Origin of the sequence: Chryseobacterium sp. T20 (assembly GCF_047345655.1) — a bacterium.
In the GTDB taxonomy this organism is placed as follows: Bacteria; Bacteroidota; Bacteroidia; order Flavobacteriales; family Weeksellaceae; genus Chryseobacterium.
In genome coordinates this window covers 245,502-271,870 of the sequence record NZ_JBLFDU010000002.1, presented here as the reverse complement: position 1 = coordinate 271,870, position 26,369 = coordinate 245,502, and the positions used below count along the sequence as shown (strand labels likewise).

General features: G+C 35.2%; 26 protein-coding genes. 6 read left to right on the top strand and 20 right to left on the bottom strand.

Going from position 1 to position 26,369, the window contains the following annotated elements; translation table 11 throughout:
- Positions 1-1,311 (top strand): ABC transporter permease, encoded by a 1,311-nt coding sequence (locus ACMA47_RS06575; protein ID WP_413929154.1) that lies wholly within the window; start codon positions 1-3, stop codon positions 1,309-1,311.
- A 70-nt stretch (positions 1,312-1,381) separates the two neighbouring features.
- On the opposite strand, the gene ACMA47_RS06570 is transcribed toward ACMA47_RS06575, so the two are convergent.
- The 8 genes from ACMA47_RS06570 to ACMA47_RS06535 all read right to left on the bottom strand — a co-directional run bounded on the left by ACMA47_RS06570 (position 1,382) and on the right by ACMA47_RS06535 (position 9,168).
- Positions 1,382-2,053 carry a porin family protein gene (locus ACMA47_RS06570; RefSeq protein WP_079242902.1) on the bottom strand — a complete coding sequence of 224 codons (672 nt, stop codon included), beginning with the start codon at positions 2,051-2,053 and terminating at the stop codon, positions 1,382-1,384.
- Positions 2,054-2,068: 15 nt separating this feature from the next.
- Entirely contained in the window at positions 2,069-2,941 is an 873-nt protein-coding gene (gene sucD, locus ACMA47_RS06565) for a succinate--CoA ligase subunit alpha (RefSeq protein ID WP_034699171.1), read from the bottom strand.
- A 90-nt stretch (positions 2,942-3,031) separates the two neighbouring features.
- On the bottom strand, positions 3,032-3,934 hold the full coding sequence (locus ACMA47_RS06560) for an LpxD N-terminal domain-containing protein (protein WP_062674061.1): 903 nt from the start codon (positions 3,932-3,934) through the stop codon (positions 3,032-3,034).
- A gap of 70 nt (positions 3,935-4,004) precedes the next feature.
- Positions 4,005-4,568: an elongation factor P gene (gene efp / locus ACMA47_RS06555; RefSeq protein WP_034699164.1), complete on the bottom strand. Its 564-nt coding sequence runs from the start codon at positions 4,566-4,568 to the stop codon at positions 4,005-4,007.
- Positions 4,569-4,653: 85 nt separating this feature from the next.
- On the bottom strand, positions 4,654-5,448 hold the full coding sequence (gene lpxA / locus ACMA47_RS06550) for an acyl-ACP--UDP-N-acetylglucosamine O-acyltransferase (RefSeq protein ID WP_062674059.1): 795 nt from the start codon (positions 5,446-5,448) through the stop codon (positions 4,654-4,656).
- The gene (locus tag ACMA47_RS06545; protein WP_034699159.1) at positions 5,449-6,846 is read right to left on the bottom strand and encodes a bifunctional UDP-3-O-[3-hydroxymyristoyl] N-acetylglucosamine deacetylase/3-hydroxyacyl-ACP dehydratase; all 1,398 of its coding nucleotides are present in this window, start codon (positions 6,844-6,846) and stop codon (positions 5,449-5,451) included.
- Positions 6,839-7,870 (bottom strand): UDP-3-O-(3-hydroxymyristoyl)glucosamine N-acyltransferase, encoded by a 1,032-nt coding sequence (gene lpxD, locus ACMA47_RS06540; RefSeq protein ID WP_413929153.1) that lies wholly within the window; start codon positions 7,868-7,870, stop codon positions 6,839-6,841. Before lpxD ends, ACMA47_RS06545 begins: the two co-directional genes overlap by 8 nt.
- A gap of 71 nt (positions 7,871-7,941) precedes the next feature.
- The gene (locus ACMA47_RS06535) at positions 7,942-9,168 is read right to left on the bottom strand and encodes an HD domain-containing protein (RefSeq protein ID WP_413929151.1); all 1,227 of its coding nucleotides are present in this window, start codon (positions 9,166-9,168) and stop codon (positions 7,942-7,944) included.
- A 294-nt stretch (positions 9,169-9,462) separates the two neighbouring features.
- Here ACMA47_RS06535 and ACMA47_RS06530 point away from each other — a divergent pair, with 294 nt between their 5' ends.
- From ACMA47_RS06530 to ACMA47_RS06510, 5 genes are all read left to right on the top strand, one after another.
- Entirely contained in the window at positions 9,463-10,965 is a 1,503-nt protein-coding gene (locus ACMA47_RS06530) for a S41 family peptidase (RefSeq protein ID WP_413929150.1), read from the top strand.
- 212 nt (positions 10,966-11,177) lie between these two features.
- The gene (locus ACMA47_RS06525; protein WP_034699150.1) at positions 11,178-12,722 is read left to right on the top strand and encodes a bifunctional response regulator/alkaline phosphatase family protein; all 1,545 of its coding nucleotides are present in this window, start codon (positions 11,178-11,180) and stop codon (positions 12,720-12,722) included.
- 121 nt (positions 12,723-12,843) lie between these two features.
- A complete protein-coding gene (locus ACMA47_RS06520) occupies positions 12,844-13,221 on the top strand; it encodes an MliC family protein (RefSeq protein ID WP_413929149.1) in 378 nt (125 codons plus the stop codon).
- 101 nt (positions 13,222-13,322) lie between these two features.
- Positions 13,323-13,613 carry a YciI family protein gene (locus tag ACMA47_RS06515; protein WP_413929148.1) on the top strand — a complete coding sequence of 97 codons (291 nt, stop codon included), beginning with the start codon at positions 13,323-13,325 and terminating at the stop codon, positions 13,611-13,613.
- The gene (locus tag ACMA47_RS06510) at positions 13,613-14,377 is read left to right on the top strand and encodes an exodeoxyribonuclease III (RefSeq protein WP_413929147.1); all 765 of its coding nucleotides are present in this window, start codon (positions 13,613-13,615) and stop codon (positions 14,375-14,377) included. The genes ACMA47_RS06515 and ACMA47_RS06510 overlap by 1 nt, the downstream gene beginning before the upstream one ends.
- A 70-nt stretch (positions 14,378-14,447) precedes the next feature.
- On the opposite strand, the gene ACMA47_RS06505 is transcribed toward ACMA47_RS06510, so the two are convergent.
- From ACMA47_RS06505 to asnB, 12 genes are all read right to left on the bottom strand, one after another.
- Complete coding sequence (locus ACMA47_RS06505; RefSeq protein ID WP_062674044.1) at positions 14,448-14,819, bottom strand: septal ring lytic transglycosylase RlpA family protein; 372 nt, start codon at positions 14,817-14,819, stop codon at positions 14,448-14,450.
- Between the two features lie 564 nt (positions 14,820-15,383).
- Positions 15,384-16,073: a hypothetical protein gene (locus tag ACMA47_RS06500; RefSeq protein ID WP_413929146.1), complete on the bottom strand. Its 690-nt coding sequence runs from the start codon at positions 16,071-16,073 to the stop codon at positions 15,384-15,386.
- Positions 16,074-16,112: 39 nt separating this feature from the next.
- Entirely contained in the window at positions 16,113-16,712 is a 600-nt protein-coding gene (locus ACMA47_RS06495; protein WP_413929145.1) for a hypothetical protein, read from the bottom strand.
- A 396-nt stretch (positions 16,713-17,108) separates the two neighbouring features.
- Complete coding sequence (rimO, locus tag ACMA47_RS06490; RefSeq protein WP_413929144.1) at positions 17,109-18,410, bottom strand: 30S ribosomal protein S12 methylthiotransferase RimO; 1,302 nt, start codon at positions 18,408-18,410, stop codon at positions 17,109-17,111.
- A 95-nt stretch (positions 18,411-18,505) separates the two neighbouring features.
- A complete protein-coding gene (gene rfbC / locus ACMA47_RS06485; RefSeq protein ID WP_413929143.1) occupies positions 18,506-19,051 on the bottom strand; it encodes a dTDP-4-dehydrorhamnose 3,5-epimerase in 546 nt (181 codons plus the stop codon).
- Positions 19,052-19,065: 14 nt separating this feature from the next.
- Positions 19,066-19,635, bottom strand: a complete 570-nt coding sequence (locus ACMA47_RS06480) for a sugar transferase (RefSeq protein WP_413929142.1) — start codon at positions 19,633-19,635, stop codon at positions 19,066-19,068.
- Between the two features lie 14 nt (positions 19,636-19,649).
- Complete coding sequence (locus ACMA47_RS06475) at positions 19,650-20,786, bottom strand: DegT/DnrJ/EryC1/StrS family aminotransferase (RefSeq protein WP_413929141.1); 1,137 nt, start codon at positions 20,784-20,786, stop codon at positions 19,650-19,652.
- Positions 20,787-20,806: 20 nt separating this feature from the next.
- Positions 20,807-21,400: an acetyltransferase gene (locus tag ACMA47_RS06470; RefSeq protein ID WP_413929140.1), complete on the bottom strand. Its 594-nt coding sequence runs from the start codon at positions 21,398-21,400 to the stop codon at positions 20,807-20,809.
- 9 nt (positions 21,401-21,409) lie between these two features.
- On the bottom strand, positions 21,410-22,012 hold the full coding sequence (locus ACMA47_RS06465; protein WP_413929139.1) for a sugar transferase: 603 nt from the start codon (positions 22,010-22,012) through the stop codon (positions 21,410-21,412).
- A gap of 42 nt (positions 22,013-22,054) precedes the next feature.
- Positions 22,055-23,236 carry an O-antigen ligase family protein gene (locus ACMA47_RS06460; RefSeq protein WP_413929138.1) on the bottom strand — a complete coding sequence of 394 codons (1,182 nt, stop codon included), beginning with the start codon at positions 23,234-23,236 and terminating at the stop codon, positions 22,055-22,057.
- A gap of 37 nt (positions 23,237-23,273) precedes the next feature.
- Complete coding sequence (locus ACMA47_RS06455; protein ID WP_413929137.1) at positions 23,274-24,518, bottom strand: glycosyltransferase family 4 protein; 1,245 nt, start codon at positions 24,516-24,518, stop codon at positions 23,274-23,276.
- The gene (gene asnB / locus ACMA47_RS06450) at positions 24,518-26,368 is read right to left on the bottom strand and encodes an asparagine synthase (glutamine-hydrolyzing) (protein ID WP_413929136.1); all 1,851 of its coding nucleotides are present in this window, start codon (positions 26,366-26,368) and stop codon (positions 24,518-24,520) included. The genes ACMA47_RS06455 and asnB overlap by 1 nt, the downstream gene beginning before the upstream one ends.
- Position 26,369: the final 1 nt, after the last annotated feature.

The following is a 26,369-nucleotide window of genomic DNA, read 5'->3' as shown; positions in this document are numbered from 1 at the left end:
ATGAATAATATTTTTTTAATTACCAAAAGAGAGTTTCTTACACAGGTTAAGAAAAAGTCTTTCATCATATTGACCCTGCTTGCCCCTGTCATGATTATTGCTTTCGGAGCTGTCATCGGACTCATGTTTAAAGCGAATGAATCACATAGTATTATAGAAGTGGTTGATAAGAGCGGATTGTTTACCAATCAGCTTAAATCTAATGATAAATTAAATTACGTTTTTGTTTCTGCGGCTGATGAAAAGTCCAAGATTAACAATTTAAAAGGAAATGAATCTCTGGACGGCATTCTGATTCTTCCGCCGTTGAAAAATGAGAATTTTGATGGCCTTGAAAAGGAAACCCGACTCATTATCAACAGTAAAATAGGGTTTGATACCAAACAACAAATTGTATCTGATATCAGCAATGTTGTTCGAAAAGAAAAAATAAAGCAACTGGGTATTCAGGAAACTCAATTGAATGATCTTGATAAAAACTTTACCCTAAAAACCATTAACGTTACGGATAATAATAAAGAAGATTCTGATCTTGCTTTTGGGGTGAAATCCGGATTAAGTATGGTCCTGATGTATGTTACTTTTATGTTCATTATTATTTATGGGGTAAGAGTAATGAGAAGTGTGCTTGAAGAGAAAAATAACCGTGTAGTAGAGATCATTATTTCTTCCGTAAAACCTTTTGAACTGATGATGGGTAAAATTCTGGGAGTAACCATGGTTGCACTGACCCAGTTTCTGATCTGGATTACCATGTCTGTTATCGGTGCATTGGTACTTAATACAGGGTTCTCTCCTCTTCAGAAGAATATTCCTGGTGGAAATGAAGAGATTGCAAGCAAACTGGATATGGGACAGCTTGCGACTCAGATTTCACACAGTTTACTGGAGCTGAATTTTCCGTTAATCATTTTTGTATTCATCGTATTTTTCCTTTTAGGATATATTTTCTATAGTTCTATTTATGCAGCCATTGGTTCTGCGGTGGATAACGAAACAGAGACCCAGCAATTTACTTTATTTGCTATTTTACCATTAACATTAGGAATGTATGGGAGTTTCACATTGATGAATAATCCGGAAGGTCCTTTAGGCTTCTGGCTATCCATCATCCCGTTTACTTCACCGGTTGCTATGATTGCCCGAATTCCGTTTGGAGTTCCTGCATGGCAGATTGCATTGTCGATTACATTATTACTGGTAACTACCATTTTTATGATCTTCCTAGCCGGAAAAATCTACCGTGTAGGTATTTTGATGTACGGAAATAAAGCTACGTTAAAAGAGCTTTGGAAATGGATAAGAGGATAAGAAATAAAAAACTATTAATAAAAAAATCCCGGAAACTGAGTTTCCGGGATTTTTTATATTCTGAAATATTCTATTTGAATATATAGCTTAAAGTAAGTGCGATTACCTGTTCTGATTTTTTCTTATCAGTACCCTTAGTTTCTTTAGCGAGACCAGGATAGGTATCACTTAGACCTAAGTCGTATTTTAATGCTACTTCAAGTTGTCTTTTGTAGCTATATCCTACTCCCAGTCCAAGTCCCCAGTTAAAGCTCTTCGCCTTACCATTAACGCCTGCCGGCTGGTTAGGATCGGTAACATCCGGGTCATAATAAGGTCTGCTTACCGGAGCGTCTTTTACGTTCTGATTCAGCAAGAAATTAAATCTAGGTCCTATTAATCCAAAGAATTCTGATTCTGCTTCAGAAAAATATCCTTTGAAATAAAGAGGCACACTCAGGTAGTTATTAGCATATAATGCGTCATAACCGTTTACCCCTTTAGCATCTTTATCTTTTCCTGTTTCTCCTGCACCATAGTACAGTACTTCAGGTTGAATAAAGAATTGGTTTGCCTTTCCTACGGGAATCAATGCCAAAGCTCCAGCTTGGAAAGTATATCTTGGGCCTGAAGGGTTGTGGGCGTTAGATACTCTGGAGTAGTTTAAACCTCCTGTTACTCCAAATCTTGTGCTTTTCCATTGCACCTGTGCAAAGGACAAAGCAGAAAGAGTCAAAGCTGAGGCTAATAAAAGTTTTTTCATATGTTGGGTTTTATATTATCCTAGAATCTTAGCTACAGTAGCACCAATATCAGCAGGAGAGTCAACAACGTTGATACCGTTTTCTCTCATGATTTCCATTTTAGCCTGAGCTGTATCTTCAGCACCACCTACGATAGCACCTGCGTGTCCCATTGTTCTTCCTTTTGGAGCAGTCTGTCCAGCGATGAAACCTACAACTGGTTTAGTAGATCCGCTAGCTTTGTACCATCTTGCAGCTTCAGCCTCAAGACCTCCACCGATTTCACCGATCATTACAACAGCTTCAGTTTCAGGATCGTTAATGAATAGCTCTAAAGCTTCTCTTGTAGTTGTTCCGATGATTGGGTCACCACCGATACCGATTGCTGTAGAAATACCGTAACCTGCTCTTACTACCTGGTCAGCAGCTTCGTAAGTAAGGGTACCTGATTTTGAAACGATACCTACTTTTCCTTTTTTGAAAACGAAACCTGGCATAATACCAATTTTAGCTTCTTCAGAAGTAATGATTCCAGGGCAGTTTGGTCCGATTAATCTGCAGTCTCTGTCAGCGATGTAAGATTTTACTTTTACCATATCAGCTACAGGAATACCTTCAGTAATACATACAATTACTTTGATTCCTGCTTCAGCAGCTTCCATGATAGCGTCTGCTGCGAATGCCGGTGGTACGAAAATAATACTTACGTTTGCTCCTGCTTTTGAAACAGCGTCAGCTACAGTATTAAATACAGGCTTTCCTAAGTGCTCGCTACCTCCTTTTCCTGGAGTAACACCACCTACTACGTTTGTTCCGTATTCAATCATCTGACCAGCGTGGAAAGTTCCTTCGTTCCCTGTAAATCCTTGTACAATTACTTTAGAATCTTTGTTTACTAAAATTGACATTTTATTGTTGTTTTAATTTATTTATTATTTTATTAATGCTCACAAATTTACTCAAATTTCTTTGATTTTAGATAAAACCTTTGGAATTGTTTATTTGAGATTTCTCAGTTTTACTTCTTTTTTCAGATAAGTTTTAAAATCTTCTGCAAACATCCCGATATAGGTTCCTTTTTCAAGATCTCTGTTCACACCTGTTTTTCCCAGAAGCACTGATCCTGACTCAATTTTGTTACCGGAAGCGATTCCTACCTGTCCCCATAAAGTCACCTCATCTCCGATGATACAGCATCCTGCAATTCCTACCTGAGAGGCAATCAGACATTTTTTTCCGATCACGGTATCATGTCCGATCTGAATCTGGTTGTCTAAAACAGAACCTTCTCCAATGATGGTAGAGTCTGTAACTCCTCTGTCTATGGTACAGCCGTTTCCGATCTCCACATTGTTTTCAATAACAACATTTCCAACAGAAATCAGACGGTCAAAATTTCCGTTTAATTTTCTGTAATAAAATGCATCACCTCCTAAAACTGTATTGGACTGGATGATGACGTTATCTCCGATTTCCGTACGGTCACCAATGACAACATTAGGAAAGATTAAGGTATTTTTTCCGATTTTCACATTGTTTCCGATCACTGCAGAAGAATGGATTTTTGTTCCCTCTCCTATTTCAACATCGTGAAGTTCTTCCGTGAAATTATAGATTCTGGTAAAATGGGTATTGATTTTATTAAAGTCTCTGAAAGGATCATCAGAAACTAAAAGTGCTTTACCTTCCGGGCAATCTACTTCTTTATCAATTAAAATAATAGTTGCTGCAGAGTTTAATGCTTTGTCATAATATTTAGGATGATTCACAAAAACGATATCACCTGGCTTTACCATGTGAATTTCATTAGTTCCCAATACTTCAAAATCTTCCGGCCCTACAAATGCTGAGCCTATTAAATCTGCAATCGTTTTAAGCTTTTGCGGAGAATGGAATCTCATAACAATAGATTTTCTTATAAAACAAAATTCGGAGTGCTGATGCAAACCGAATTTATGTAAATTTTATTTATTATTTCACTCTTTCTAAGTAGCTACCGTCTTCAGTGCTTACTTTAATTTTGTCTCCTGGTTCAATGAACAAAGGAACCATTACTCTTGCTCCTGTTTCAACGATTGCGTTTTTAAGGGCATTTGTTGCAGTGTTTCCTTTTACACCCGGATCAGCTTCGATAACATCAAGGTATACTGACTGTGGAAGTTCAGCAGAAAGTGGAGTTTCATCAACTTCTTTCAGGATGATTGTTACTTCCTCACCAGCTTTCATAAACTGAGCGTTCTCAATCATTTCTTTATTGATATATAATTGAGAGAAGTCATCATTGTTCATGAAGTGGAATCCATTCTCATCATCATAAAGATACTGGAATTTTCTAGTGATTACTTTTACTTCATCAATTTTGTGTCCAGCAGAGAAAGTATTATCAATTACTTTACCGTTAGTCACAGATTTTAATTTTGTTCTTACGAAAGCAGGTCCTTTCCCTGGTTTTACGTGAAGAAACTCGATTACTTTAAAAATATCGTTGCTATACTCGATGCAAAGACCTTTTCTGATATCGTTACTTGTTGCCATTAATATATATTATCTTTTTTTACTTAAATTTTATTGGCTGGCAAGCAAACAGGCAGATTTGCAAATTTGCTTTTTAGCATTTCTCTTAATTACTTTCTTTACCGGTTCCGTATCCTTTTACGATACCTCTTGGTGAGTTTTGAATAAACTGTAAGATTTCATCTCTTTCAGCCGTTGGAAGCATTTCTTTTTCAATATGGGAAATAGCCTGAGAAACGTTCATCTTCATTTGGAAGATTGCTCTGTAGATTTTCTGAATTTCAAAGATCTTTTCATTCGTAAATCCTCTTCTTCTTAAACCAACAGAATTGATACCAGCATAAGACATAGGTTCTCTTGCTACTTTTACGTAAGGTGGAATATCTTTTCTTACCAAAGTACCTCCGGAAATCATTACATGTTTTCCGATTTTACCAAATTGGTGAACCGCTGATAAACCTCCCATTACTGTATAATCACCAATCTCCACGTGCCCTGCAATACCACAACCGTTTACAATGATAACGTGATCTCCGATAACGCAATCATGTGCAATGTGTGAAGTAGCCATAATAAGACAGTGAGCACCTATTTTAGTATATCCTAACGCCTTTGTACCTCTGTTTACGGTAACGCACTCTCTGATTGTCGTTTCGTCACCGATAATTACCTGGGTATCTTCACCATCAAATTTCAGATCCTGGGGAATTGCAGAGATTACAGTCCCAGGGAAAATCCTACAGTTCTTCCCTATTCTTGCTCCGTCCATAATGGTTACATTAGGACCAATCCATGTTCCTTCTCCGATTTCTACGTCCCCTGCAATAGTAGTGAAAGGTTCTACGATTACATTTTTGCTGATTTTCGCACGTTTATCTACGGCTGCTAATTGATGAATCATTTAATCAACTTTATTTTTTGCAACTTGAGCCATAAGCTCTGCTTCTACTGCTACAGTGTCTCCTACATATCCATACCCCTGCATATGAACAATTCCTCTTCTGATAGGCTCTATCAATTCAATTTTGAATATAAGCGTATCTCCTGGAATTACTTTTCTTTTGAATTTCACCTTATCAATTTTGATGAAATACGTAGAATAGTTTTCAGGATCCGGCACGCTGGCCAATACAAGAATTCCTCCTGTCTGTGCTAATGCTTCTACCTGAAGAACTCCAGGCATTACAGGTTCTTTAGGGAAGTGTCCAACGAAGAAAGGTTCGTTCATTGTTACATTTTTCAACCCTACAACATGAGAGTCTGAAAGTTCAAGAACTTTATCAATTAATAAGAACGGAGGCCTGTGAGGCATAAGCTTCATAATTCCGTTGATATCGAATACCGGTTCTTTTGTAAGATCAAAATCCGGAACGTTTTTCTTTTTCTGCAATTTCCACTGGCGGTTTAGTTTTTTCGCAAACTGAGTATTCACAAAGTGTCCCGGTTTGTTAGCAATAACTTTACCTTTTATTTTTACACCTGCCAAAGCAAGGTCACCGATTACATCCAGTAATTTGTGTCTCGCTGCTTCGTTAGGATAGTTTAAATTAAGATTGTCAAGAATACCATTTGGTCTGATAGATACATTATCTTTTCCAAAGGCTTTCTTTAATTTTTCTGTAGTATCAGGAGTAAGATCTTTATCCACATATACAATAGCATTGGAAATATCTCCACCTTTGATCAAACCATGATCTAAAAGCATTTCCAATTCATGCAGGAAGCTGAATGTTCTTGCTGATGAGATTTCGTCTTTAAATTCTGAAATATTTTTAAGAGTAGCATTCTGAGTACCCAATACTTTAGTCCCAAAATCTACCATAGTAGTTACTTCGTAAGTATCTGAAGGAATGATGGTGATTTCCGAACCTGTAGCCGGATCACTGTACGTAAGAACTTCTTTTACCACAAGATATTCTCTTGCAACCGTTTGTTCTGCTACTCCTACACTTTCGATAGCTTCCACAAAATATTTTGAGGATCCATCCAAAATAGGAGGTTCAGAGGCATCCATTTCTAAAATTGCGTTATCAATATCACAACCAACAAGGGCTGCTAAAAGGTGTTCGCAAGTGGTAATTTTCACCCCTAATTTTTCTAATGTAGTTCCTCTTTCAGTTGCTACAACATAATTTACATCAGCTTCTACCTGAGGATGTCCCTCCAAGTCTGTTCTTACAAATACAAAACCTGTATTTTCTTTAGCAGGTTTAATGGTAAGTTTTACTTCTTTACCAGTATGAAGGCCAATTCCAGAAAGAGTTACCTCTTGCTGAAGTGTTTTTTGCATATCACTCATTAGTATTATCTTTTGAGTTATTCTCAAGATTATTTATTCTATTTACTATTCCAGGTAAGTTCCTGAAATGAACATAACTCCTTAAGTAGTCATTGTAACTGATTGCTGGTGAACCGTACAATGTTTCTCTGTCATTAACGCTGGAATTCACGCCACTCTGAGCCTGAATTTTCACCTGGTTCCCTATTTTGATATGTCCTACGACACCTACCTGGCCACCAATCTGGTTCCAGTCACCGATAGTTGTGGAACCTGCAATTCCTGCCTGTGCAGCAATTACGTTGTTCTGACCAATTTTTACGTTGTGGGCAATCTGAATCAGGTTATCAATCTTAGTTCCTTTTCCTATTATTGTAGAGCCTATTGTAGCTCTGTCGATACTACAGTTTGAACCAATTTCTACATCGTCTTCAATAATCACATTTCCAAGCTGTGGTATTTTTTTGAAGCCATCAGCTGTTGGCTGGAAACCGAAACCGTCACCTCCGATTACCGTATTGGAATGAATTACGCAGTTATCCCCAATAATACAGTAGTCATAAATTCTGGCACCACTGTCGATCTTACAGTTTTTACCAATTTTCACACCTTTTCCTATATATACATGTGGATAGATTTGTGATCCTTCCCCGATTTTAGCTTTCTCTGAAACATATGTAAATGCTCCGATATATGCTTTATCTCCTATGACAGCGGTGTCATGAATAGACGAACCGTTTTCAACACCTTCTTTTCTTCCCTGCATCTCCTGATATAAATTCATCAGAATCTGAAAAGAAAGATAGGCATCTTTTACAACGATTAAGGTAGGGTTATAATGATTTTTCTCCAGAAGTTGTTCCGAAACGATGATAACAGAGCATTTTGAGCTATCCAAAAAATGAGAAAACCGATCCTGTGCTATAAAAGATAGATGTCCTGATTCCCCATTTTCAATTGGTGAAACTCCCGTAATAAGTGCATTCTCGTCACCTATTATTTTTCCGTCAATAAAACTTGCAATTTGCGAAGCTGTAAATTCCATATTCTGCAAAGATAAGAAATTCTATAATTTGCAAACATGTTTTAGTTTCAGATCGTAAATTTTAATATTCTTTAAGAGTCCAGTCTGGAGATATCTCTTGGAAACATAAGGATATAGCGGGTCGTCTTATTCACGATTAATCCTGATAAAAGCTGATCTTCCGACTCATGCAGCCTTGTTCTCCTGCCATTTTTATGCAGTAAATAAATCGGTTGTTTCTCTGCATGATAAGGCAATAATTTTCTTTTAATTTCATGAACCAATTCATTACCATTATTGATTCCGAAAAGTTCATTACTCTTTTTTATTTTTTCCTCAATTATTTCCTGGTCAAATGGATGTGATGAAATAATGGTTTTAGGCAAATTTCTCTGAATTACACATTTACACCAATACGACAAAACAAAGTCATCAGAATTCTGCCATTCTTTCATTGCCTGAATCACATCATTGTCATCAAGTCGGGTAAATCGCTCTATATCTTCATCCGTTGCAGCACTTTTTTCACGGTATAAGAAATATTTCAGATTATCCGTTGCAGGAAGTTCTACTCCCTGGGAAATCAGATACTTTGCTCTTTCAAGGATTTTAACTAAAAGAAACTCTGCCAACGCTGAAGTTTTATGATAGTACACCTGCCAGTACATGAACATTCTGGCTGTCAGGAAATTTTCAATGGAATAAATCCCTTTTGCATCAATCACCAGCTCGCCTTCTTCACAGACATTCATCATGGAAATAATTCTCTGGGTATTAATATTTCCTTCGGATACTCCTGTAAAAAAACTGTCTCTTTTAAGATAATCCAAACGGTCAACATCCAGTTGTGAAGATATCAATTGATTGAAAAATTTTCGGTGGTATTTCCCCTGAAACATCTCAATAGCCATTGAAAGCTGACCTTCAAATTCTTCATTTAGCTTATTCATCAATAATAAAGAAAGGTTTTCATGATGCCAGTCATCCATCAGCATACTTTCCAGCGCATGGGAAAACGGACCATGACCAATATCATGCATCAGAATAGCCAGCATCGCTCCTTTTTCTTCTTCCTCAGAAATTTTCACTCCTTTCTGCTTCAATGTTTCCAAAGCAGTGAACATCAAATGCATTGCTCCAAGAGCATGGTGAAACCTTGTATGGGTAGCCCCGGGAAATATCAGATTCAAAAGTCCGGTCTGCCCGATTCTTCTTAATCTCTGAAAGTAGGGATGCTCAATGATATCAAATAAAATTTCGTGTGGAATTTTGATAAACCCGTGAACAGGATCGTTGATGATTTTTAGCTTATTCTGCATTGAAACTTCAGTATTAGTAAACAAAGTTAGGCATTTTAAAATTTAGCCTTTTATTAAATTACTATTAAGATATTGGGGTAAGGCGATGATCTACCGAATATTTTTCATCAAAAACGTCATCGTATCAACTTCAGAAATTGTTTGGCATCTATTTATTATCAATTCAAGATTTTTTGAAAACCTTTTGCGCCTGTTATATTAAAGGATTATCTTTGAGAGAAAACACGGCAACCTTTAATGAGACGCTTCTCGCTTTTCCTCTTTTTATTTTTAAGTTTAAACTTTTCCGCACAAATGATCACTGAGACCCAAAAATTGGAATCTCTGTGCAGGGTTTGGGGATTTTTAAAATATTACCATCCTCACGTTGCAAAAGGAAATCTTAACTGGGACAAGCAACTTTTTCAAAAAATCAATGAACTTGAAGATATTCATGATAAGGAATCTCTCAATGCCATGTATTCTGAATGGATCGAAAGTCTCGGACAAGTTCCATTATGCAAAGAATGTGTAGTACAAGATCAGAAAGTTTATTTCCTTAAAAATTTTGACCTACGCTGGATAGACAATTCACAAATTTTCTCCGATGATGTATCTCAAAAACTTCGTTATATTGAAAACAACAGGAATCTTGGAGACAATCACTATTTTGGAAAAGGAGGAAGAAAAATATACTTCAGGAATGAAAAATCTTATGGTTCTCAATTTACTTCCAAAAGAAATGGTTTACTGGAGCTATTCAGATATTGGAATTATGTAGAATATTTCTTTCCTTATAAATATGAAACCGATCAGAACTGGAATGATGTCCTTACGGAAATGATTCCCAAATTTCTAACGATTGATAATGACGAGAATTTTCACCTGGCATTAGCAGAACTGGTGGCTAAAACAGATGACTCACACGCTTATATTTCGTCAAAAGAAATTCAATTTAGTTTGTATGGTCAACGAAAAGTTCCCGTAGAATACACTTATGCTGAAGGAAAACTAGTGATTACAAAAGTTAACGACACACGATCCAGACATAAAAGCCCGCTGCATCCGGGAGATGTCATCTATGATATTGAAGGAAAAACCATCCCTCAACTGATCAATAGTTTGGCAAAATATGTACCCGCTTCCAACTCATGGGGAAAGGTCAGCAAAATAAAAGATAAACTTCTCTTCAGCAAGAATGATTCTATTTCCGTAAAGATTGAAAGGGATGGACAAAATCTGGAAATAAAAACCAAGACATACTTTATTAAAGATATTATTCATGAAAAAATTCCAGCTCCCGAAAAATGGAAATTTATGGATGATGAAAAGAAAATCGGATATGTCCATATGGGAATTTTAGAAAAGGAAGATCTTGATGAAATGTACAGCAGTTTAAAATCTGCAAAATCTATTATTTTTGATCTCAGGAATTATCCGAAGCAAACGGTTATTCCTTTAAGTTATCTTCTTCTTCCCAATCCCTCAATCTATTATCAGTTTACTTTTCCTGACACCAGCTATCCCGGAAAATTTTACAGCAGAAAAAATGTCACCGGCAGAAAGAACCCTGAATACTATAAAGGAAATGTAATCGTTTTAGTAGATGAGAATACGCAAAGCCAGGCAGAAACTACAACCATGATGTTCAAACAGCATCCGAAAGCGAAAATTATCGGAAGTAAACTTCAGGAGCCAACGGAGATGTCATTATGTTTAAAATTGCCGACCTTGATACAAGGTTTACAGGTCTGGGTGCTTATTACCCGGATGGCAGAGAAACCCAAAGAATCGGGATTATTCCTGACATCTTTATAAAACCAAGTGTAGAAGGGATAAAAAACGGAAAAGACGAAGTTCTGGAAAAGGCTTTGGAGTATATAAAAACCACTGATTAAATGAAACGGAAATGTGAATTATTTCACAACATTTTCATTTAACTAATATTTAACTTTTAATCTTTCGATTTTGTGAGATTTTAAAAGGATTTGGTCAACATTTTGATACAATAACCATGTAAAAAATAAATTATGTCAGAAAAGATATTATGGATTGATGATGAAATAGATTTACTTAAACCTCATATCGTATTTTTAGAAAAGAAGGGTTACCAGGTAACTCCTGTTAATAATGTGAATGAGGCTTTGGAACTTATGGATTCAGAGAAATTCGCTTTAACCCTCATTGATGAAAATATGCCCGGCATTTCCGGATTGGAAGCCATTCCAATGATCAAGGAAAAAGATAATGCCTTAAAAATCGTAATGGTAACCAAAAGCGAAGAGGAACACATTATGGAAGAGGCTATCGGTTCCCAGATTGCCGATTATATATTAAAGCCTGTAAACCCTAATCAGATATTACTTTCCTTAAAGAAAAACCTTCAGCAGGATAATCTTGTTGAACAAAAAACAATTCTCCAATACCAGCAGGAATTCAGAAACCTTTCCATGGAACTTTCTTACCTGAGAACGTATCAGGAATGGGCTGAATATTATAAAAAGATCCTTAGCTGGGAAATCAAATTTGATAAAGTAGCAGACAATGAGTTTGCCGATCTTCTGCAATCTCAGAAAGAGGAAGCTAATATTCAATTTGCTAAGTTTATTGAGAAAAATTATGCAGACTGGCTTATTGATACAGACAAGCCTCTAATGAGCCACACCCTTTTCAAAGAAAAAGTAAAGCCGGAAGTAGAAAAAGAAAAAGTTCTTTTACTGATGGTGGATAATCTTCGTTACGATCAGTGGAAAGTGATTGAACCTTTATTTACAAAATATTACAATAAAGTTTCAGAAGATTATTACTACAGTATTCTTCCTACGGCAACACAGTATGCAAGAAACTCTTTCTTTGCAGGATTAATGCCGTCTGAGATTGAGAAACGTTTTCCTGATAAATGGTTCAATGATAATGAAGAGGGAAATAAAAATGAATTTGAACGTGACTTCCTGGAAGATCAGATGAAGAGAATTGGTCTGGGATCAAAATCTATGAAGTACCTTAAAGTACTGAACGCTGATTTTGAAAGAAAGATCTATGATGACTTCAACCAGCATAAAAATAATGATCTGTTGGTAATTGTCTATAACTTTATCGATATCCTGTCACACGCGAAAACAGACAACCATATTGTAGATCAGTTGATTCGTGATGATAAAACCTTCCGTTCCCTTACTTTCAACTGGTTTGAAAATTCTTCCTTACTGAAGATTATTAAATCAGCTGCAGAAAACGGGTATAAGCTGGTTATCACTACAGATCACGGAACGGTATACGTGAAAAAACCAAGTAAAGTGGTAGGAGACAGAGAAACTTCTACGAATATCAGATATAAAACAGGTAAAAGCTTAACGTATGATGACAGTGATGTATGGGCCATTACCAACCCGGAAAAGCTTTTCCTTCCAAAAGGAAACCTAAGCTCGAAATATATTTTTGCGAAAAACAATATATTCCTGGCTTATCCTAAAAATTACAATCATTTTGTTAATTACTATAAAGAAACTTACCAGCATGGAGGGATTTCACTTGAAGAGTGTATTATTCCTATCAGCGTATTAGAACCCAAGTAGTTTTTTTCATAGTTTATTTAATTTTGGGTTAAAGGCGGAAAAAATCGAATGATTTTTTCCGCCTCTTTTTTAAGGCATTCATTTTGCATACTAGAAGACAACCTTAAATAAATATAATCTTATGAAAAAGCACATTTTTATTGCAGCAGCATTTGCAACATTATTTTTAACTTCATGTAATAAAGAAAAGAAAGCAACAGATTCCACTCCTACTCCTGTAGACAGTGTTGCTTCTAAGCCGTCTGATTCAGCAGTTGTTTCAGGAACTCAGGATGAAATTGTAAAAAGTACTTCGAAAGACAGCAGTGGAAAAACGTTGGATATGACTTTCAATAATACCAAAAATACAGCTACGGTGGTTTTCAACAATGAAACAATTGAACTTCAGGGGCAAAAGCCTGCATCAGGAATATGGTATAAGAATGATCATTATGAGCTGAGAGGCAAAGGCGAGGAAATAGAACTTACAAAAGACGGTAAAACCGTTTTTAAAAAATAAGATCCCTTACTAAAAATATAAAAAGTCGGCTTTGAAATTCAAAACCGGCTTTTTTATTTCCACTTCTTTTTTATAGTTCATATCTTCGTAAAAAATAAATCATGTTTATTATTTCGCTTACCTATAAGAGTTCTATTGAAAATGTAGAACAGCTTATTCCGCAGCACAATATTTTTCTCAACAAACATTACGAATCCGGGAATTTCATTGCTTCAGGAAGAAAAGAACCAAGGACTGGAGGAATTATTATTGCCAAAGCAGAATCTAAAAAGGAAGTTGAAAAGATAATCTATGAAGATCCGTTTTATATTCATGAAGTTGCAGACTATACTATCACGGAATTTATCCCATCCAAATACAACGAAAACTTTAAAATTTTTATAGAAGACTAATGAGATTAATTACATACAATGTCAACGGAATCAGAGCGGCCTTTACAAAAGATTTTCTGGGCTGGCTGAAGACTGCCGATCCGGATATCATCTGTATTCAGGAGAGCAAAGCAGGAAACGATCAGATAGATATCGAAAGTCTTGAAAAATTAGGATATCACAGTTATTGGCACTCTGCAGTAAGAAAAGGCTATAGCGGGGTTGGAATTGCCTCAAAAATAAAACCCAATCATGTAGAGTATGGTTGTGGTATTGAAAGCTATGATAATGAAGGAAGAATCATCCGTGCAGATTTTGATGGATTTTCAGCTATTTCAGTATATGTTCCTTCTGCTTCTAATATTGAGAGACTGGATTTTAAAATGCAGTTCTGCCATGACTTCCTTGAGTATATCAAGAATTTAAAAAAAGAAATTCCTAACCTTATTATATCCGGTGATTTTAATATCTGCCACGAGGCTATCGATATCCACAATCCTGTAGGTCTAAAGAATGTTTCAGGGTTTCTTCCCATGGAAAGAGAATGGATGACCAGTTTCATTAATGAGTGTGAACTGATTGACAGTTTCAGATTCTTTAATAATGAACCGGATAATTATACATGGTGGAGCTACCGACAAAATTCAAGGGAAAGAAATAAAGGCTGGAGGTTAGATTATAACTTCACTTCCTATAGTTTAAAAGATAAGCTTACAAGGGCTGTTATTTTAAAGGAAGCTGTACATTCTGACCATTGTCCTGCTTTATTGGAATTGGATGTATAATCAACGCTATATTTATCCATACAAAAAGCCAGCTGAATCAGCTGGCTTTTTTTTAATTTAAATCATAAAATTAATCGACAATTTCATATTCGACCGGAATAGTACCATGGTTGATATCTCCGATCTCATCGAACGCAGCTTTAGACATGTCTAAAGATCTTGATGAATGGTAAGGCCCTCTGTCATTAATTCTCACTATTACCTCTTTACCATTTTTAAGGTTTGTTACCTTAACGTTTGTTCCAAATGGAAGCGTTCTGTTTGCTGCAGTGAACTTTGAATTATCAAAGATTTCTCCGCTGGCAGTTTTTCTACCGTTAAATTTATCGTGGTAGTACGATGCATAACTTGTTTTTTTCGCATCTAAGGCATTACTTGTAAAAGAGTAAACACCTAAGGTTGAAATCATCATTATGATTACGAGAATGAATCTTTTCATCATTTTGAACTTTTATTGGTTTTGACGGAGCAAATGTATCAGGAATCTTTATAAAACCCTATTCAATATGTTAAAAACAGTTAATAAAACACTAACAAAATGTTAAACAAAGCTGCAACCTCCTATGAATAGGGCTTTTACGCTACACTGTTAAAAAGTGTTAAAAAAACACTTAAAAAGTTAACATAATTAACTAATTTATAAATAATTTAAAAACTTCAAAAACAAAACAAACTGATAATCAATAAATTAAAAAATACATATTGTTAAGATTTTAATCAAAAAAAATAATTCCAAAATTAAAATTCTTAAATCCAAGATGTGAGCAAAATGACTACCAGAATATGCTGAGCCTTATAATATCAAATTTCAGAACCAGATTTTAACATCTCAATACAGTGTTAAAATTTTCTTACCATTCTTATTTCAAAAATAATAAGATAGAAATTTTAAAATTGAATGAATATTATTTACTACCACCGAAAAATAAAAGAACATCTGATCTCTTTAAAAGTAAAAAACCAATGACTTCTCATTGGTTTTTATTATGTAATTAAATAAATTTCTTTATTTTAAATATTCTAAAACATAATCATATGTTCCGTTCGGATATACCACAGACATACTAGGAGATCCTGTAACAGCAGATCCATTAGTTATATCATATGAGTACAATTCTCTAGAATATACTGTGTTAGTACCCGCTCTATAAATAGTAATTCCGTACATAGCAGTAATTCCAGCAGGAGCAGGAATTGTTACTGCAGTAGTAGTACCGTTTGCAGCAAAAGTTCCTTTTATACCATAAATTTGTGCGTTATTTACTTGTCTGTTTGTAACAGTTTCAGTAGTAAGGATATTTTCTTTACCTCCTCCACCTAGTGGTAACCATTGCCCAGAAGCAGAAGAGAACGCTGGTGTTGGAGTAGGGTTGCTAAAATAGTAAAAACCTACAGCTACAGTTTGACCTCCGATACCTGATCCTGTAGCAGGAGTAGTACCAGCAGTAGAGTTATATACAATCATCCCATCATAAGCAGTTGGGAAATTAAGCGCACTAGTCACTGGTGTTACAAAAGTGAACGTTGTCAAATTTGTTCTAGGAAATGCTAATCCTTTACCATTACTAGTTGATGTTGTAAAGCCGTTGGCAGAAGCATCTAAGAATACGGACTGTGTAGCTACTGTAGCACTGACAGTACCATTTGATCTCAATTGAGCGAAAAAAGTGCTTGATGCCGCAACAATGGCAAACAATGCTGATGTTAAATATACTTTCATAATGTGTTTTTGTTATTAGAATGAACTATAGCTATACCAATTTGTCCCATCACAAATATAAGACAAAGATCCACCTGATTGAAGAGGTGTCGTTGAAGCAGTAGTATGAACTCCCGTTACACTAAAGAAATTACCTGCAGTAGCATCAATAAATGTAATGGTTTTACCATTGGTTTTCGTTAATGTAGCCAGGTTAAAAGTAACATTAGACGTAACAAGGATTGCATTATTCAAGTCTGCATCTGAGATCGTAGCAGCTGTTTGTGCTCTTACAGTCATTCCTGCCGGAGCAGCTCCACCGCCAAAAGGCTTCCATTCTGGAACAGTATTATCAAAATAATAGAAACCTGGACCAGTAATTTTAGCTTTTCTAGCTCCTGTACCGGTTCCTGCAGTAATGTAAACAATGGCTCCGTTTTGAGGTGCAGCATATGTTCCACTAGTATCATCCTTAGCGGATAATTCTCCTGCTGTCATACGAGGGACTAATAAGGCATCAGGTCTTGCATTATCCGTAGTGTTTGCTACCACGTCTAATGTTGCGGCAGGTGTGGTTGTGTTAATCCCCACTCGCCCCTGTTGAGCCTTAGAAACGGCCGAAAGGCCAACAAGCATAATTGCTGTTAATAAAAATTTTTTCATAAGTTTTTAAAGATTTTTAATTACATTTTTTTCATCAATATTTTCAAAAGCTAAGTGAATCTCAACTTGTGAATTTTAAATTAAAACTAAAATAATCAAATAAGAATTTCAATTAATTTTCAGCCTTATTTTAATGATTAACTTGCTGAAAGCACATGATTTAAAAATATTGCTCTTTGCGCAAATTTAAGACATAATTTTCGATTTTAAATACATTATAATGGAAAATTAGAAAATCTTAATTGCGCAAAATATTAACAAATTGATTATCAATTAAATAAAAACCAGCTACCGAGAAAATTCTATGTTAATTTTCGTTAATAAGTCAACTTTACAAATGTTATTTTTAGCTGATTAATAAGTGTTTAGCTAAACCAATTCTCCGTATAAGTCAAATTCTTCAGCAGAGGTAATTTTAACATCTGCAAATTCACCAATAGAAATATAAGTATCTTCTGCAGATACCAAAACAGTGTTATCCACATCCGGCGAATCATACTCTGTTCTTCCGATGAAATAGTTCCCTTCTTTACGGTCAAAAATACATCTGAATACTTTCCCTATTTTTTCCTGATTTTTTTCCCATGAAATCTGAGACTGCAGCTCCATTATTTCTTCTACTCTTGCCTCTTTTACTTCCTGTGGAATATTATCTTCCAAAACATGGGCAGTCGTATTCTCTTCGTGAGAATAGGTAAAGCATCCTAGTCTGTCAAACTTCTGCTCTCTTACCCAGTCTTTAAGCTCCTGAAAGATCTCTTCTGTTTCTCCAGGATATCCAACGATAAGCGTTGTTCTGATTGCCATATCAGGAACTTTCTCTCTGAATTTTCCTAAAAGGGCATCTGTTTTCTCATGGGTAGTTCCTCTCTTCATAGATTTCAGTAAATCTGAATTGATATGCTGAAGAGGAATATCGATATAGTTACATACTTTAGGTTCTTCACGGATAATATCAAGAACATCTTCTGGGAAACCGCTTGGGAAAGCATAGTGAAGACGAATCCATTCTACTCCTTCTACTTTTACCAACTCTTTTAAAAGATCACCCAATGCTCTCTTTTTATAAAGATCAAGGCCATAGTAAGTAAGATCCTGAGCAATAAGAATTAATTCTTTTGTTCCTTTTTTGGCCAGTTTCTGAGCTTCTAAAACCAGTTTCTCGATTGGAGTTGAAATATGTCCACCTCTCATCAATGGGATTGCACAGAAAGAACATGGTCTGTCACAGCCTTCAGAAATTTTAAGGTATGCGTAATGCTTTGGAGTTGTTGTTAATCTTTCTCCTACCAGTTCATGTTTATAATCTGCTCCAAGATGCTTTAAAAGTATCGGAAGGTCTCTTGTTCCGAAATATTGGTCTACATCCGGAATCTCTTTGATCAAATCCGGTTTATATCTCTCAGATAAACATCCTGTAACGAATACTTTCTCGACCTCACCTCTGTTTTTAGCATCAACATAATCAAGGATGGTATTGATAGACTCTTCTTTAGCATTATCAATAAATCCGCAGGTATTGATGACCACAATGTCCCCACGGTCTTCGTGAACCACTTCTTTGCCATTGGCCTTCAGCTGGCTCATTAATACTTCAGAATCATATACATTCTTGGAACATCCAAGAGTGACTACATTGATTTTCTTCTTCCCTACAGATTTTGTACGCATCGTTTTGATTTTGAGTCTGCAAAGATACAAAATATTGGAGAGTTAGGATTAAAAAATAAAAACCACTTTACAAAAGTGGTTTTCAGGGATATACTTTAAAAGTTTTTTTCTTTAAATCCGGGAGCATTCTGGTCTTTATCTGAAAGTATGGCATCTTTTTCATCTACCTTCCAATCAATATCAAGATCGGGATCATTGAATTTCACACTGCCTTCTGATTCTTTGTTATAAAAATTATCACATTTGTAAGAAAAGACAGCATGGGTACTCAATACAGAAAAACCGTGTCCGAAACCTCTCGGTACATAAAGCTGTAATTTATTTTCAGCAGTAAGTTCTATTCCGAACCATTGTCCGAATGTAGGAGAATCCTCTCGAAGGTCTACAGCCACATCCCAAACGCTTCCTTCAAGGCAGGAAACCAATTTTGCCTGGGCATGTTCACCTTTCTGAAGATGCAGTCCTCTCAATACTCCATAGGAAGATTTAGAAATATTATCCTGCACAAAGTGCCCGTTCATTCCGGTAAGTTCCTCGAATTTTTTTTCGTTGAACTTTTCAAAGAAGTAGCCTCTTTCGTCTTCAAAAATAGTAGGCTCTATGATGTAGCAGTCTTTAAGCGGGGTTTCTTTAATTTTCATAATAGTTAAAAACTCTATTTCAATGTGGTTATTAATGTTTTAAACAAGATCTTTATATCGTTTCTGAAAGACATATTTTCAAAATATTCCAGATTCATTTTTACTTTGTTTGGAAATAATATTTCATCATTATAAGCTAAAGGGTCTTCCTGATTTTTCAGAAGATATTCTTCATTTCTGTATTGAATACTTGCTTCACAGGTAAGCCCGGGCTTGAGCTCCAAAACTTTTCTGTCTGCTCCGGTAAGCTTATCATAATAGCCTTCGATATCAGGTCTGGGACCTACAAAACTCATCTCACCTTTTAAAATATTAAACAATTGTGGAAATTCATCCAGTTTAAATTTTCTGAGCGTCTGCCCTATTTTTGAACATGTTCTCTTCTGTTCATGAATTGTTTTAATCTTAAAAATGGTAAATGGTTTTCCATATTGCCCTATTCGGGTCTGAAAAAAAATCCCATTGGAAGATGTATCCAAACTTGCAATCACAAATAAAATGATCAGTACCGGCATAAGAAAGATGATCAATATTGCCGCTAAGACAAAATCAAAAATCGATTTCCAATATTTATACTGATTCATTCAATTCAATGGTATTAAATTCCAAAGAAAGTATGCACTACTTTCGCTATTCTCTCTCTGTCATCATCTGACAGATTAGAACCCGAAGGAAGACATAATCCGTTATCAAAAAGTTTTTCAGAAACATTTCCTCCGTAATAAGGAGAAGTTTCAAAAACCGGCTGTAAATGCATCGGTTTCCAAAGCGGTCTTGATTCTATATTATCTTCTAAGAACGCAAGTCTTAAACTTTCTCTGTCTTTACCTGTAATTTCAGGATCAATGATTATCGCAGATAACCAGTGATTTGAATAGAAATCATCTCCAGACTCTGAAAACACGGTTACTCCTTCAATATTTTTAAAAAGATCAACATAGAAGCTGTGCATTCCTCTACGGGCAGCAATTCTATCGTTAAGAACTTCCATCTGTCCTCGTCCTATTCCTGCTACAATATTACTCATTCTATAGTTGAAGCCAATCTGTGAATGCTGATAATGAGGAGCATTATCTCTGGCCTGTGTAGAAAGGAAAACAGTTTTATCTTTATCTTCCTGAGTATGACAAACCATTGCTCCACCTCCTGAAGTGGTAATAATTTTATTTCCGTTAAAACTTAAGATTCCAAAACGTCCGAATGTTCCGCATGCCTGTCCTTTATAAGTTGAACCAAGTGCTTCTGCTGCGTCTTCAATCACAGGAATCTGGAATTCCTCAGCAATAGCCATAATTTCGTCCATTTTTGCAGGCATACCGTAAAGGTGAACAACAATGATAGCTTTAGGTTTTGTTCCTTTCTGGATTCTGTCTTCGATAGCTTCTCTTAATGCTTTCGGGCACATATTCCATGTAACCGGCTCACTATCCACAAAAACAGGAATTGCTCCACAATATGCAATTGGATTCGCTGAAGCAGAGAAAGTCATTGACTGGCAGATCACCTCATCACCATGTACAATTCCACATTCAATAAGAGCAAGGTGTAATGCCGCCGTACCTGCAGAAAGCGCAGCCACTTTTGCATTTCCTCCTAAAAACTGTTCCAGATCACTTTCAAATCCGTTAACATTAGGTCCCAATGGAGCTACCCAGTTTTCTTCAAATGCTTCGTTGATATATTTTTGTTCATTCCCTCCCATATGTGGTGAGGACAACCAGATTTTAGTATTCATATTTTTGATTAGTAACTTGTTTATATAATATTTTTCTTGATAATTTTACCTGGATTTCCTACAACCACTGAATAATCAGGAACATCCTTAATAATTACCGCACCGGCACCTATTATGCACCATTTTCCTATTTTGATTCCCTGGATTACTGAAGCTCCTATTCCAATCTGAGAGCCTTCTCCTACTTCTACTCCTCCGGCAAGTGCTGAATTGGGTGAAATATGAACAAAGTCTTCCACCACACAATCATGATCTACCGATGCATTGGTATTGATGATACAGTGTTTTCCAATGGCAGTATCAGCATTAATTACGACTCCTCCCATGATTACTGTTCCCTCTTCTATTTTCACAGAACCAGAAATTATTGATTTTGGATGTATTAAAGTACCCATCTCACTCTTCATCTGTTCTGCAATCTTTTTACGGATAAGATTATTTCCAATTGAAATAATAAGTTTTTCTTTATCGTCCGGTAAATTATTCAAGACTGGAAATCCGTAGCATTCCTTTTTAGTAACATCCTGATCTATGAATGCCTTAATTTTTATGTCATTAGCAGCAGCAATATCTGCAATTACCTTTCCATGTCCACTTGCTCCAAATAAATACATAGCTATCAATTAATTTCCTTGAAATGGTTCTATGGTAACGTGTCCATCAGCAGACACTCCTTCTCTGATAAATACTTTCTTCGCGGTAAGAAAAAATATTTTGAAATCTAAAATAAAAGAGATGTTTTCTACATACCATACGTCATAGTCAAATTTCTGATTCCATGATATTGCATTTCTTCCATTGACCTGTGCCCATCCTGTAATTCCGGGTCTCACTTCATGTCTTCGTGCCTGATGCTCGTTATAAAGCGGCAGATATTGTACAAGAAGAGGTCTGGGACCAATAAGAGACATATCTCCTTTCAAGACATTGATCAACTGTGGAATTTCATCCAAAGATGTTTTACGAACGAATGAGCCTATAGCTGTTAGTCTTTCTGCATCTGATAAAAGGTTTCCATTGGAATCCTTTTTATCATTCATTGTTTTAAACTTTATAATTTTAAATACTTTCCCATTTTTTCCAGGTCTTAACTGGAAGAAAAAGGGTTTCCCATCATTAGCCAGGAATAATCCTATCATCACAACAAGGAAAATCGGAAGCAATAAGGTAATTCCCATCAGAGAAAATACAAAGTCAAAAATCCTCTTTAAATAATTTTTATACATTCTTAAAAGTTAGATCTGTTCGTCATAATACTTGGTGAGCTTTTACTCAATTCTTTTGTTTTTTGCGCTATAACTAATACCAATAATTATTGAACTAAAGTACAAAAATTCCGGTATATTAAAAAGATTACAAGATGTCTGTACGAGCGTAAAATATTGCAAAAATAAAGCAAAAATAACTTTATAGTATATATTACTTTTGTTTATATTCCAGAAAATAGAGGCATTTTGGAATACTGGCAAAAACTTTAGAAAATAAATAATTAACCCTAGAATACCGGTTGCCATTAAAAGTTCTAAAAAGATGTTATGGGGGTGAACTCCATCTTCAAATAAAATTCTTCCTCCTAAGACAGGATTTGAATTAAAAATTTCAAGGGCTCCTCTATATAATGGTTCTCGGCTTGAGGTATCTCCCTGTCCAAGCCATTTATACATTCTGTTGAAACTTGTTATTAGCCCATCTCCATAGTGTTCATGAAGAAAAATAAGTCCTATCAATAACAAAAGTAATGTAATGGCATATAACAGATATTTTTTATTTCCCTTTAAAAGAACCATATACAAAGAGCTTAGAGCAATAGCAATTAAAGGACTCCTCGCCATAGATTGTATTACATTAAAAAGCCCTAAAAAAAGACAGAAGAATAAAAAATATGATTTATAATCTTTTTTACAAAATAAAATCAGAAATAAAGAGATAATAAACAATGATGCTCCTATATGACCATACATAATGTAGTATGTACTAAAAATATGATCTAAGTTAATATATCCATATATATAATTGACAACAAGAAGACTACATAAAATAAAGAGACAGTATTTTGTAATACTTTTGAAATCTACTTTATTGTAATTAATACATAATAATGCTGCACTAGGAAGCAGATTCATAAATAAGATTCTGAAAATATCCTCATTCTCTAATGCTATTACATCCTTGTTAAACGAATAATTATTAAATGAATAGGTAAGTTTGATAATATAGAAAATCCAAAATCCAACAAGGCTTATCAATGAAATATTTTTAAAACTAATATTTCTCCTTTCTCTATAAATTATGAATACAGAAAATACAATAATAAAAATCCGATAAGGTATAGAAAAGTTCCTTGGATCCATTTCCAAAGGCTTTGCAAAAGAAATAGCAATGGTATTTCCTACCATAACAGATAACAGAAATAGTTTATAAATGAAATTATTATTAATTGTAATTTTCAAGATAAATCCTAATATTTATATTTCAACTTATGCAAAATTATTTCTTTTGCTTTACAGAATGAAATACAATTGCATCCATATATTTTTTTCCTAACACCGGATACGTTCTGTTTTCAAAAATCCATTTTCTTCCTTTATCACCTATCTCAATCCTTTCTTCCTTGCTCATATTGGCATAATATAAGATAGCATCTTTAATATCTTCTGCAGAGGTACTGTTGATAAACTTACCACAATCAGCTTCATTAATCATAGAAGGATATCCGGTATACGAAGCAATAATAGGTTTCGCAGCCAGCATATATTCTACCACTTTATTCATAGATTGTCCGTAGTCCCACACTTTTGAATCTTTAGTAGACAGGTACAGAATATCACAAGCATCAAGAAAATATTTAACTTCACTTTGCTGAATTCTTTGTAAAAATGTCACATTGGAACAATTTTTTAGTTGTTCTTCGTAAGACTCTCTGAGATCACCGCTTCCAACAAGTAAAAAATGGATATTACTATTATCCTTCATCCTTTGTATTGTTTCAATAAAAGGCTCCAATGCATTGGTAACTCCCATACTGCCGGCATAACCAATAATGACTTTGCCTGATGGTACTACCTCTGAAAACGGATTTGTATCTTTTAAAAAGTCTTCAGAATAGTTTTCTGGATCAAATCCTAATGGTGAGCAATGAAAAGGTCTTTTATATCCCAGTAATTGTTCTACATGTAGATCTAATCTTGGCATTGTTCCTGCAACCAGATCCGCTTTTTTATACCCAAATTTTTCTATAAACCCTATCAGTAAGACAAGTGGATGCCATTTGGAAAAACCGGCTTCTTCTGTCATAGTTAAAGGCCATATATCCCGGATTTCAAAGACTAAAAAACTACCAAATTTCTTTTTCAGATAATAACCATAGATAATGGTAAAAATCGAAAGAGACGAAACAATAACCACATCAGGTTTTGTCATGTTGGAAAGTTTCATGGAGAAAAGCTTTCTTTCAAAATCAAACCAGGACAATATTCTGTCTATTGATGCCGTTCTGATATATTTTTTCGTTTTAATCCATCTTATGGCAACGCCATCCTGTTCTTCATCATTATAAATTTTGTCAGTTTCAGGACAATTGGTAAAATGATTTGAATCTGAGGTTATCATGAGGGTATTATTTCCCTGCCTTTTAAATTCTCTTGCCAAATAAAACAAACGTGAAGGAACTTTTGCATATTGAGGAGGTGAGGCATATTTGGAAATCAGCCAGGTGTTTTTATTCATTTTCATCACTGAAGTGTTGGTTTTTTAATAGGATCTATCAGGAAATCAAGCATGATTGCTTCATTCAAAATATTACTGTTATTAAGATTCTTGATTGTAAGGGAATCTTCAAGTCTACTGATGTCAGAGACAAAATCTTTTACTTTATTTTTATTTTCTAAAATATTTGATTGTATTCTTTCTCCCACACCATCATTTACCCAATTCTGGGTAACGTCAAAGCCTCTTTTTAAACGGTTTTTAAGAATATAGCCTGGTACATCTTTTTTCATCATTTCACGTAGTATCCATTTTCCATATCCATGTTTAATCTTAAGCAGATCCGGCAATGCCAGAGCAAACTCTACCAATCTATAGTCCATAAAAGGGAGTCTGCTTTCAATAGAAAAATACATTGAATTTCTATCTTCATATCTTAACAGTGAGGGAATACTGTATTTCTGAATATCTGAAATCTGTCTGTTTGATAAAGATGTGTTTTCAAAGAGATTTAAGGAAATATTTGGTAGGCAATCCAGGAATGAAGTATCTTTTCCTGTTGTTTTCAGATACCTGTTTTTCTCATTCCAATATGTTTTTATTTGCTTGGTTTCGAATATCAGCATAAGTGCCAGGGAATGAAAATATTGCAACCCCGGAAGGATTTCTTTTTTTTCTATTGCCTTTTTCAGTGCTACTACAAAAAATTTTCTGTATCCTGCGAAAATTTCATCGCCACCCTGACCTCCCAGTAAAACTTTAATATTTCTTTCTTTTACCTGTTTATAGACTTCATGTTGTGCAATAATACTTAATCCAAGAAACGGAGATTCCTGTGCCTCCATGGTTTGATCATAGATATTCCCCATTTCTTGTGCGGTGTAAGAATGATGAATATACTCAACGTTGATATTTTTATCTTTTGCAAATTTATTGATGATAGGACCCTCCGATTTTGGGTGATCCGGAGCTCCATAGCTGAAAGCCATTAAATGATCTACTTCTTTCGCTGTAATTGCTGCTATAGACGATGAGTCTACTCCACCACTTAAAGAAATTGCCAGAGGAACATCACTTCTGAGACGTATTTTGGTTGAACTTTCCAACAGAGCTTTCCCTTGGGAAATTAGTTCATCTGAGCTTAAAGACTCAAGTTCTTTTCTTTTTTTGGCCACCTGCTCTTCCAGGGAATACCATGACTTTGTTTCTATTTTCAGTTCTCCATCCAAAGTACATTTCATCAATGATCCTGGTAAAAGGTATTTTACATTTTTAAAAGGAGTTCTGTCTTCATATCCTTCAAAAAAACCAAATCTTATTCCACTGGAACAATATTCCAGATCTATCTCCTGATTTACTTGTTTTGCTACAGAGGCTATGGAAGAGGAGAACAATAGCTGGCCATCAAAAAAAGTATATATTAATGGTTTAACACCAAATCTGTCTCTTACCAGATAGAACTCTCCTTTAATTTTATCAAATAAACCAAAAACGAACATCCCATTTAGTTTATCCAAACAGCCTTCACCCCAGCATTCCCATGCTCTTAAAAGAACTTCAGTATCTCCTGTTGTTCTGAATGTAAAACCATTTGATATCAATTCTTCACGGATTTCCTGATAGTTATATATTTCACCATTAAAAGTAATAGTATATCTATCATCATGAGAAATCATAGGTTGGTTAGAAGCTCCTGAAAGATCAATAATTGCTAACCTGGAGTGAGCTAAAGTTACTGACCATTTTTCATATTCTGTTTTTTCAACTCCATAGTAATCCGGTCCTCTTCTTCGTATGTAATTATGCAAATCACTTCCTTCTTCAAAATTGAGGTTTTGTGATCTTTTAAACTCTATTGCTCCTGTTATTCCGCACATA

Coding starts and splice junctions, on each gene's coding strand:
- ACMA47_RS06575 (WP_413929154.1), top strand. CDS start 1: ATGAATAATATTTTTTTAATTACCAAAAGAGAGTTTCTTACACAGGTT.
- ACMA47_RS06570 (WP_079242902.1), bottom strand. CDS start 2,053: ATGAAAAAACTTTTATTAGCCTCAGCTTTGACTCTTTCTGCTTTGTCC.
- sucD (WP_034699171.1), bottom strand. CDS start 2,941: ATGTCAATTTTAGTAAACAAAGATTCTAAAGTAATTGTACAAGGATTT.
- ACMA47_RS06560 (WP_062674061.1), bottom strand. CDS start 3,934: ATGAGATTCCATTCTCCGCAAAAGCTTAAAACGATTGCAGATTTAATA.
- efp (WP_034699164.1), bottom strand. CDS start 4,568: ATGGCAACAAGTAACGATATCAGAAAAGGTCTTTGCATCGAGTATAGC.
- lpxA (WP_062674059.1), bottom strand. CDS start 5,448: ATGATTCATCAATTAGCAGCCGTAGATAAACGTGCGAAAATCAGCAAA.
- ACMA47_RS06545 (WP_034699159.1), bottom strand. CDS start 6,846: ATGAGTGATATGCAAAAAACACTTCAGCAAGAGGTAACTCTTTCTGGA.
- lpxD (WP_413929153.1), bottom strand. CDS start 7,870: ATGGAATTTACAGCTTCGCAAATTGCAAGTTTTATTGACGGAAAAATA.
- ACMA47_RS06535 (WP_413929151.1), bottom strand. CDS start 9,168: ATGCAGAATAAGCTAAAAATCATCAACGATCCTGTTCACGGGTTTATC.
- ACMA47_RS06530 (WP_413929150.1), top strand. CDS start 9,463: ATGATCACTGAGACCCAAAAATTGGAATCTCTGTGCAGGGTTTGGGGA.
- ACMA47_RS06525 (WP_034699150.1), top strand. CDS start 11,178: ATGTCAGAAAAGATATTATGGATTGATGATGAAATAGATTTACTTAAA.
- ACMA47_RS06520 (WP_413929149.1), top strand. CDS start 12,844: ATGAAAAAGCACATTTTTATTGCAGCAGCATTTGCAACATTATTTTTA.
- ACMA47_RS06515 (WP_413929148.1), top strand. CDS start 13,323: ATGTTTATTATTTCGCTTACCTATAAGAGTTCTATTGAAAATGTAGAA.
- ACMA47_RS06510 (WP_413929147.1), top strand. CDS start 13,613: ATGAGATTAATTACATACAATGTCAACGGAATCAGAGCGGCCTTTACA.
- ACMA47_RS06505 (WP_062674044.1), bottom strand. CDS start 14,819: ATGATGAAAAGATTCATTCTCGTAATCATAATGATGATTTCAACCTTA.
- ACMA47_RS06495 (WP_413929145.1), bottom strand. CDS start 16,712: ATGCTTGTTGGCCTTTCGGCCGTTTCTAAGGCTCAACAGGGGCGAGTG.
- rimO (WP_413929144.1), bottom strand. CDS start 18,410: ATGCGTACAAAATCTGTAGGGAAGAAGAAAATCAATGTAGTCACTCTT.
- rfbC (WP_413929143.1), bottom strand. CDS start 19,051: ATGAAAATTAAAGAAACCCCGCTTAAAGACTGCTACATCATAGAGCCT.
- ACMA47_RS06480 (WP_413929142.1), bottom strand. CDS start 19,635: ATGAATCAGTATAAATATTGGAAATCGATTTTTGATTTTGTCTTAGCG.
- ACMA47_RS06475 (WP_413929141.1), bottom strand. CDS start 20,786: ATGAATACTAAAATCTGGTTGTCCTCACCACATATGGGAGGGAATGAA.
- ACMA47_RS06470 (WP_413929140.1), bottom strand. CDS start 21,400: ATGTATTTATTTGGAGCAAGTGGACATGGAAAGGTAATTGCAGATATT.
- ACMA47_RS06465 (WP_413929139.1), bottom strand. CDS start 22,012: ATGTATAAAAATTATTTAAAGAGGATTTTTGACTTTGTATTTTCTCTG.
- ACMA47_RS06455 (WP_413929137.1), bottom strand. CDS start 24,518: ATGAAAATGAATAAAAACACCTGGCTGATTTCCAAATATGCCTCACCT.
- asnB (WP_413929136.1), bottom strand. CDS start 26,368: ATGTGCGGAATAACAGGAGCAATAGAGTTTAAAAGATCACAAAACCTC.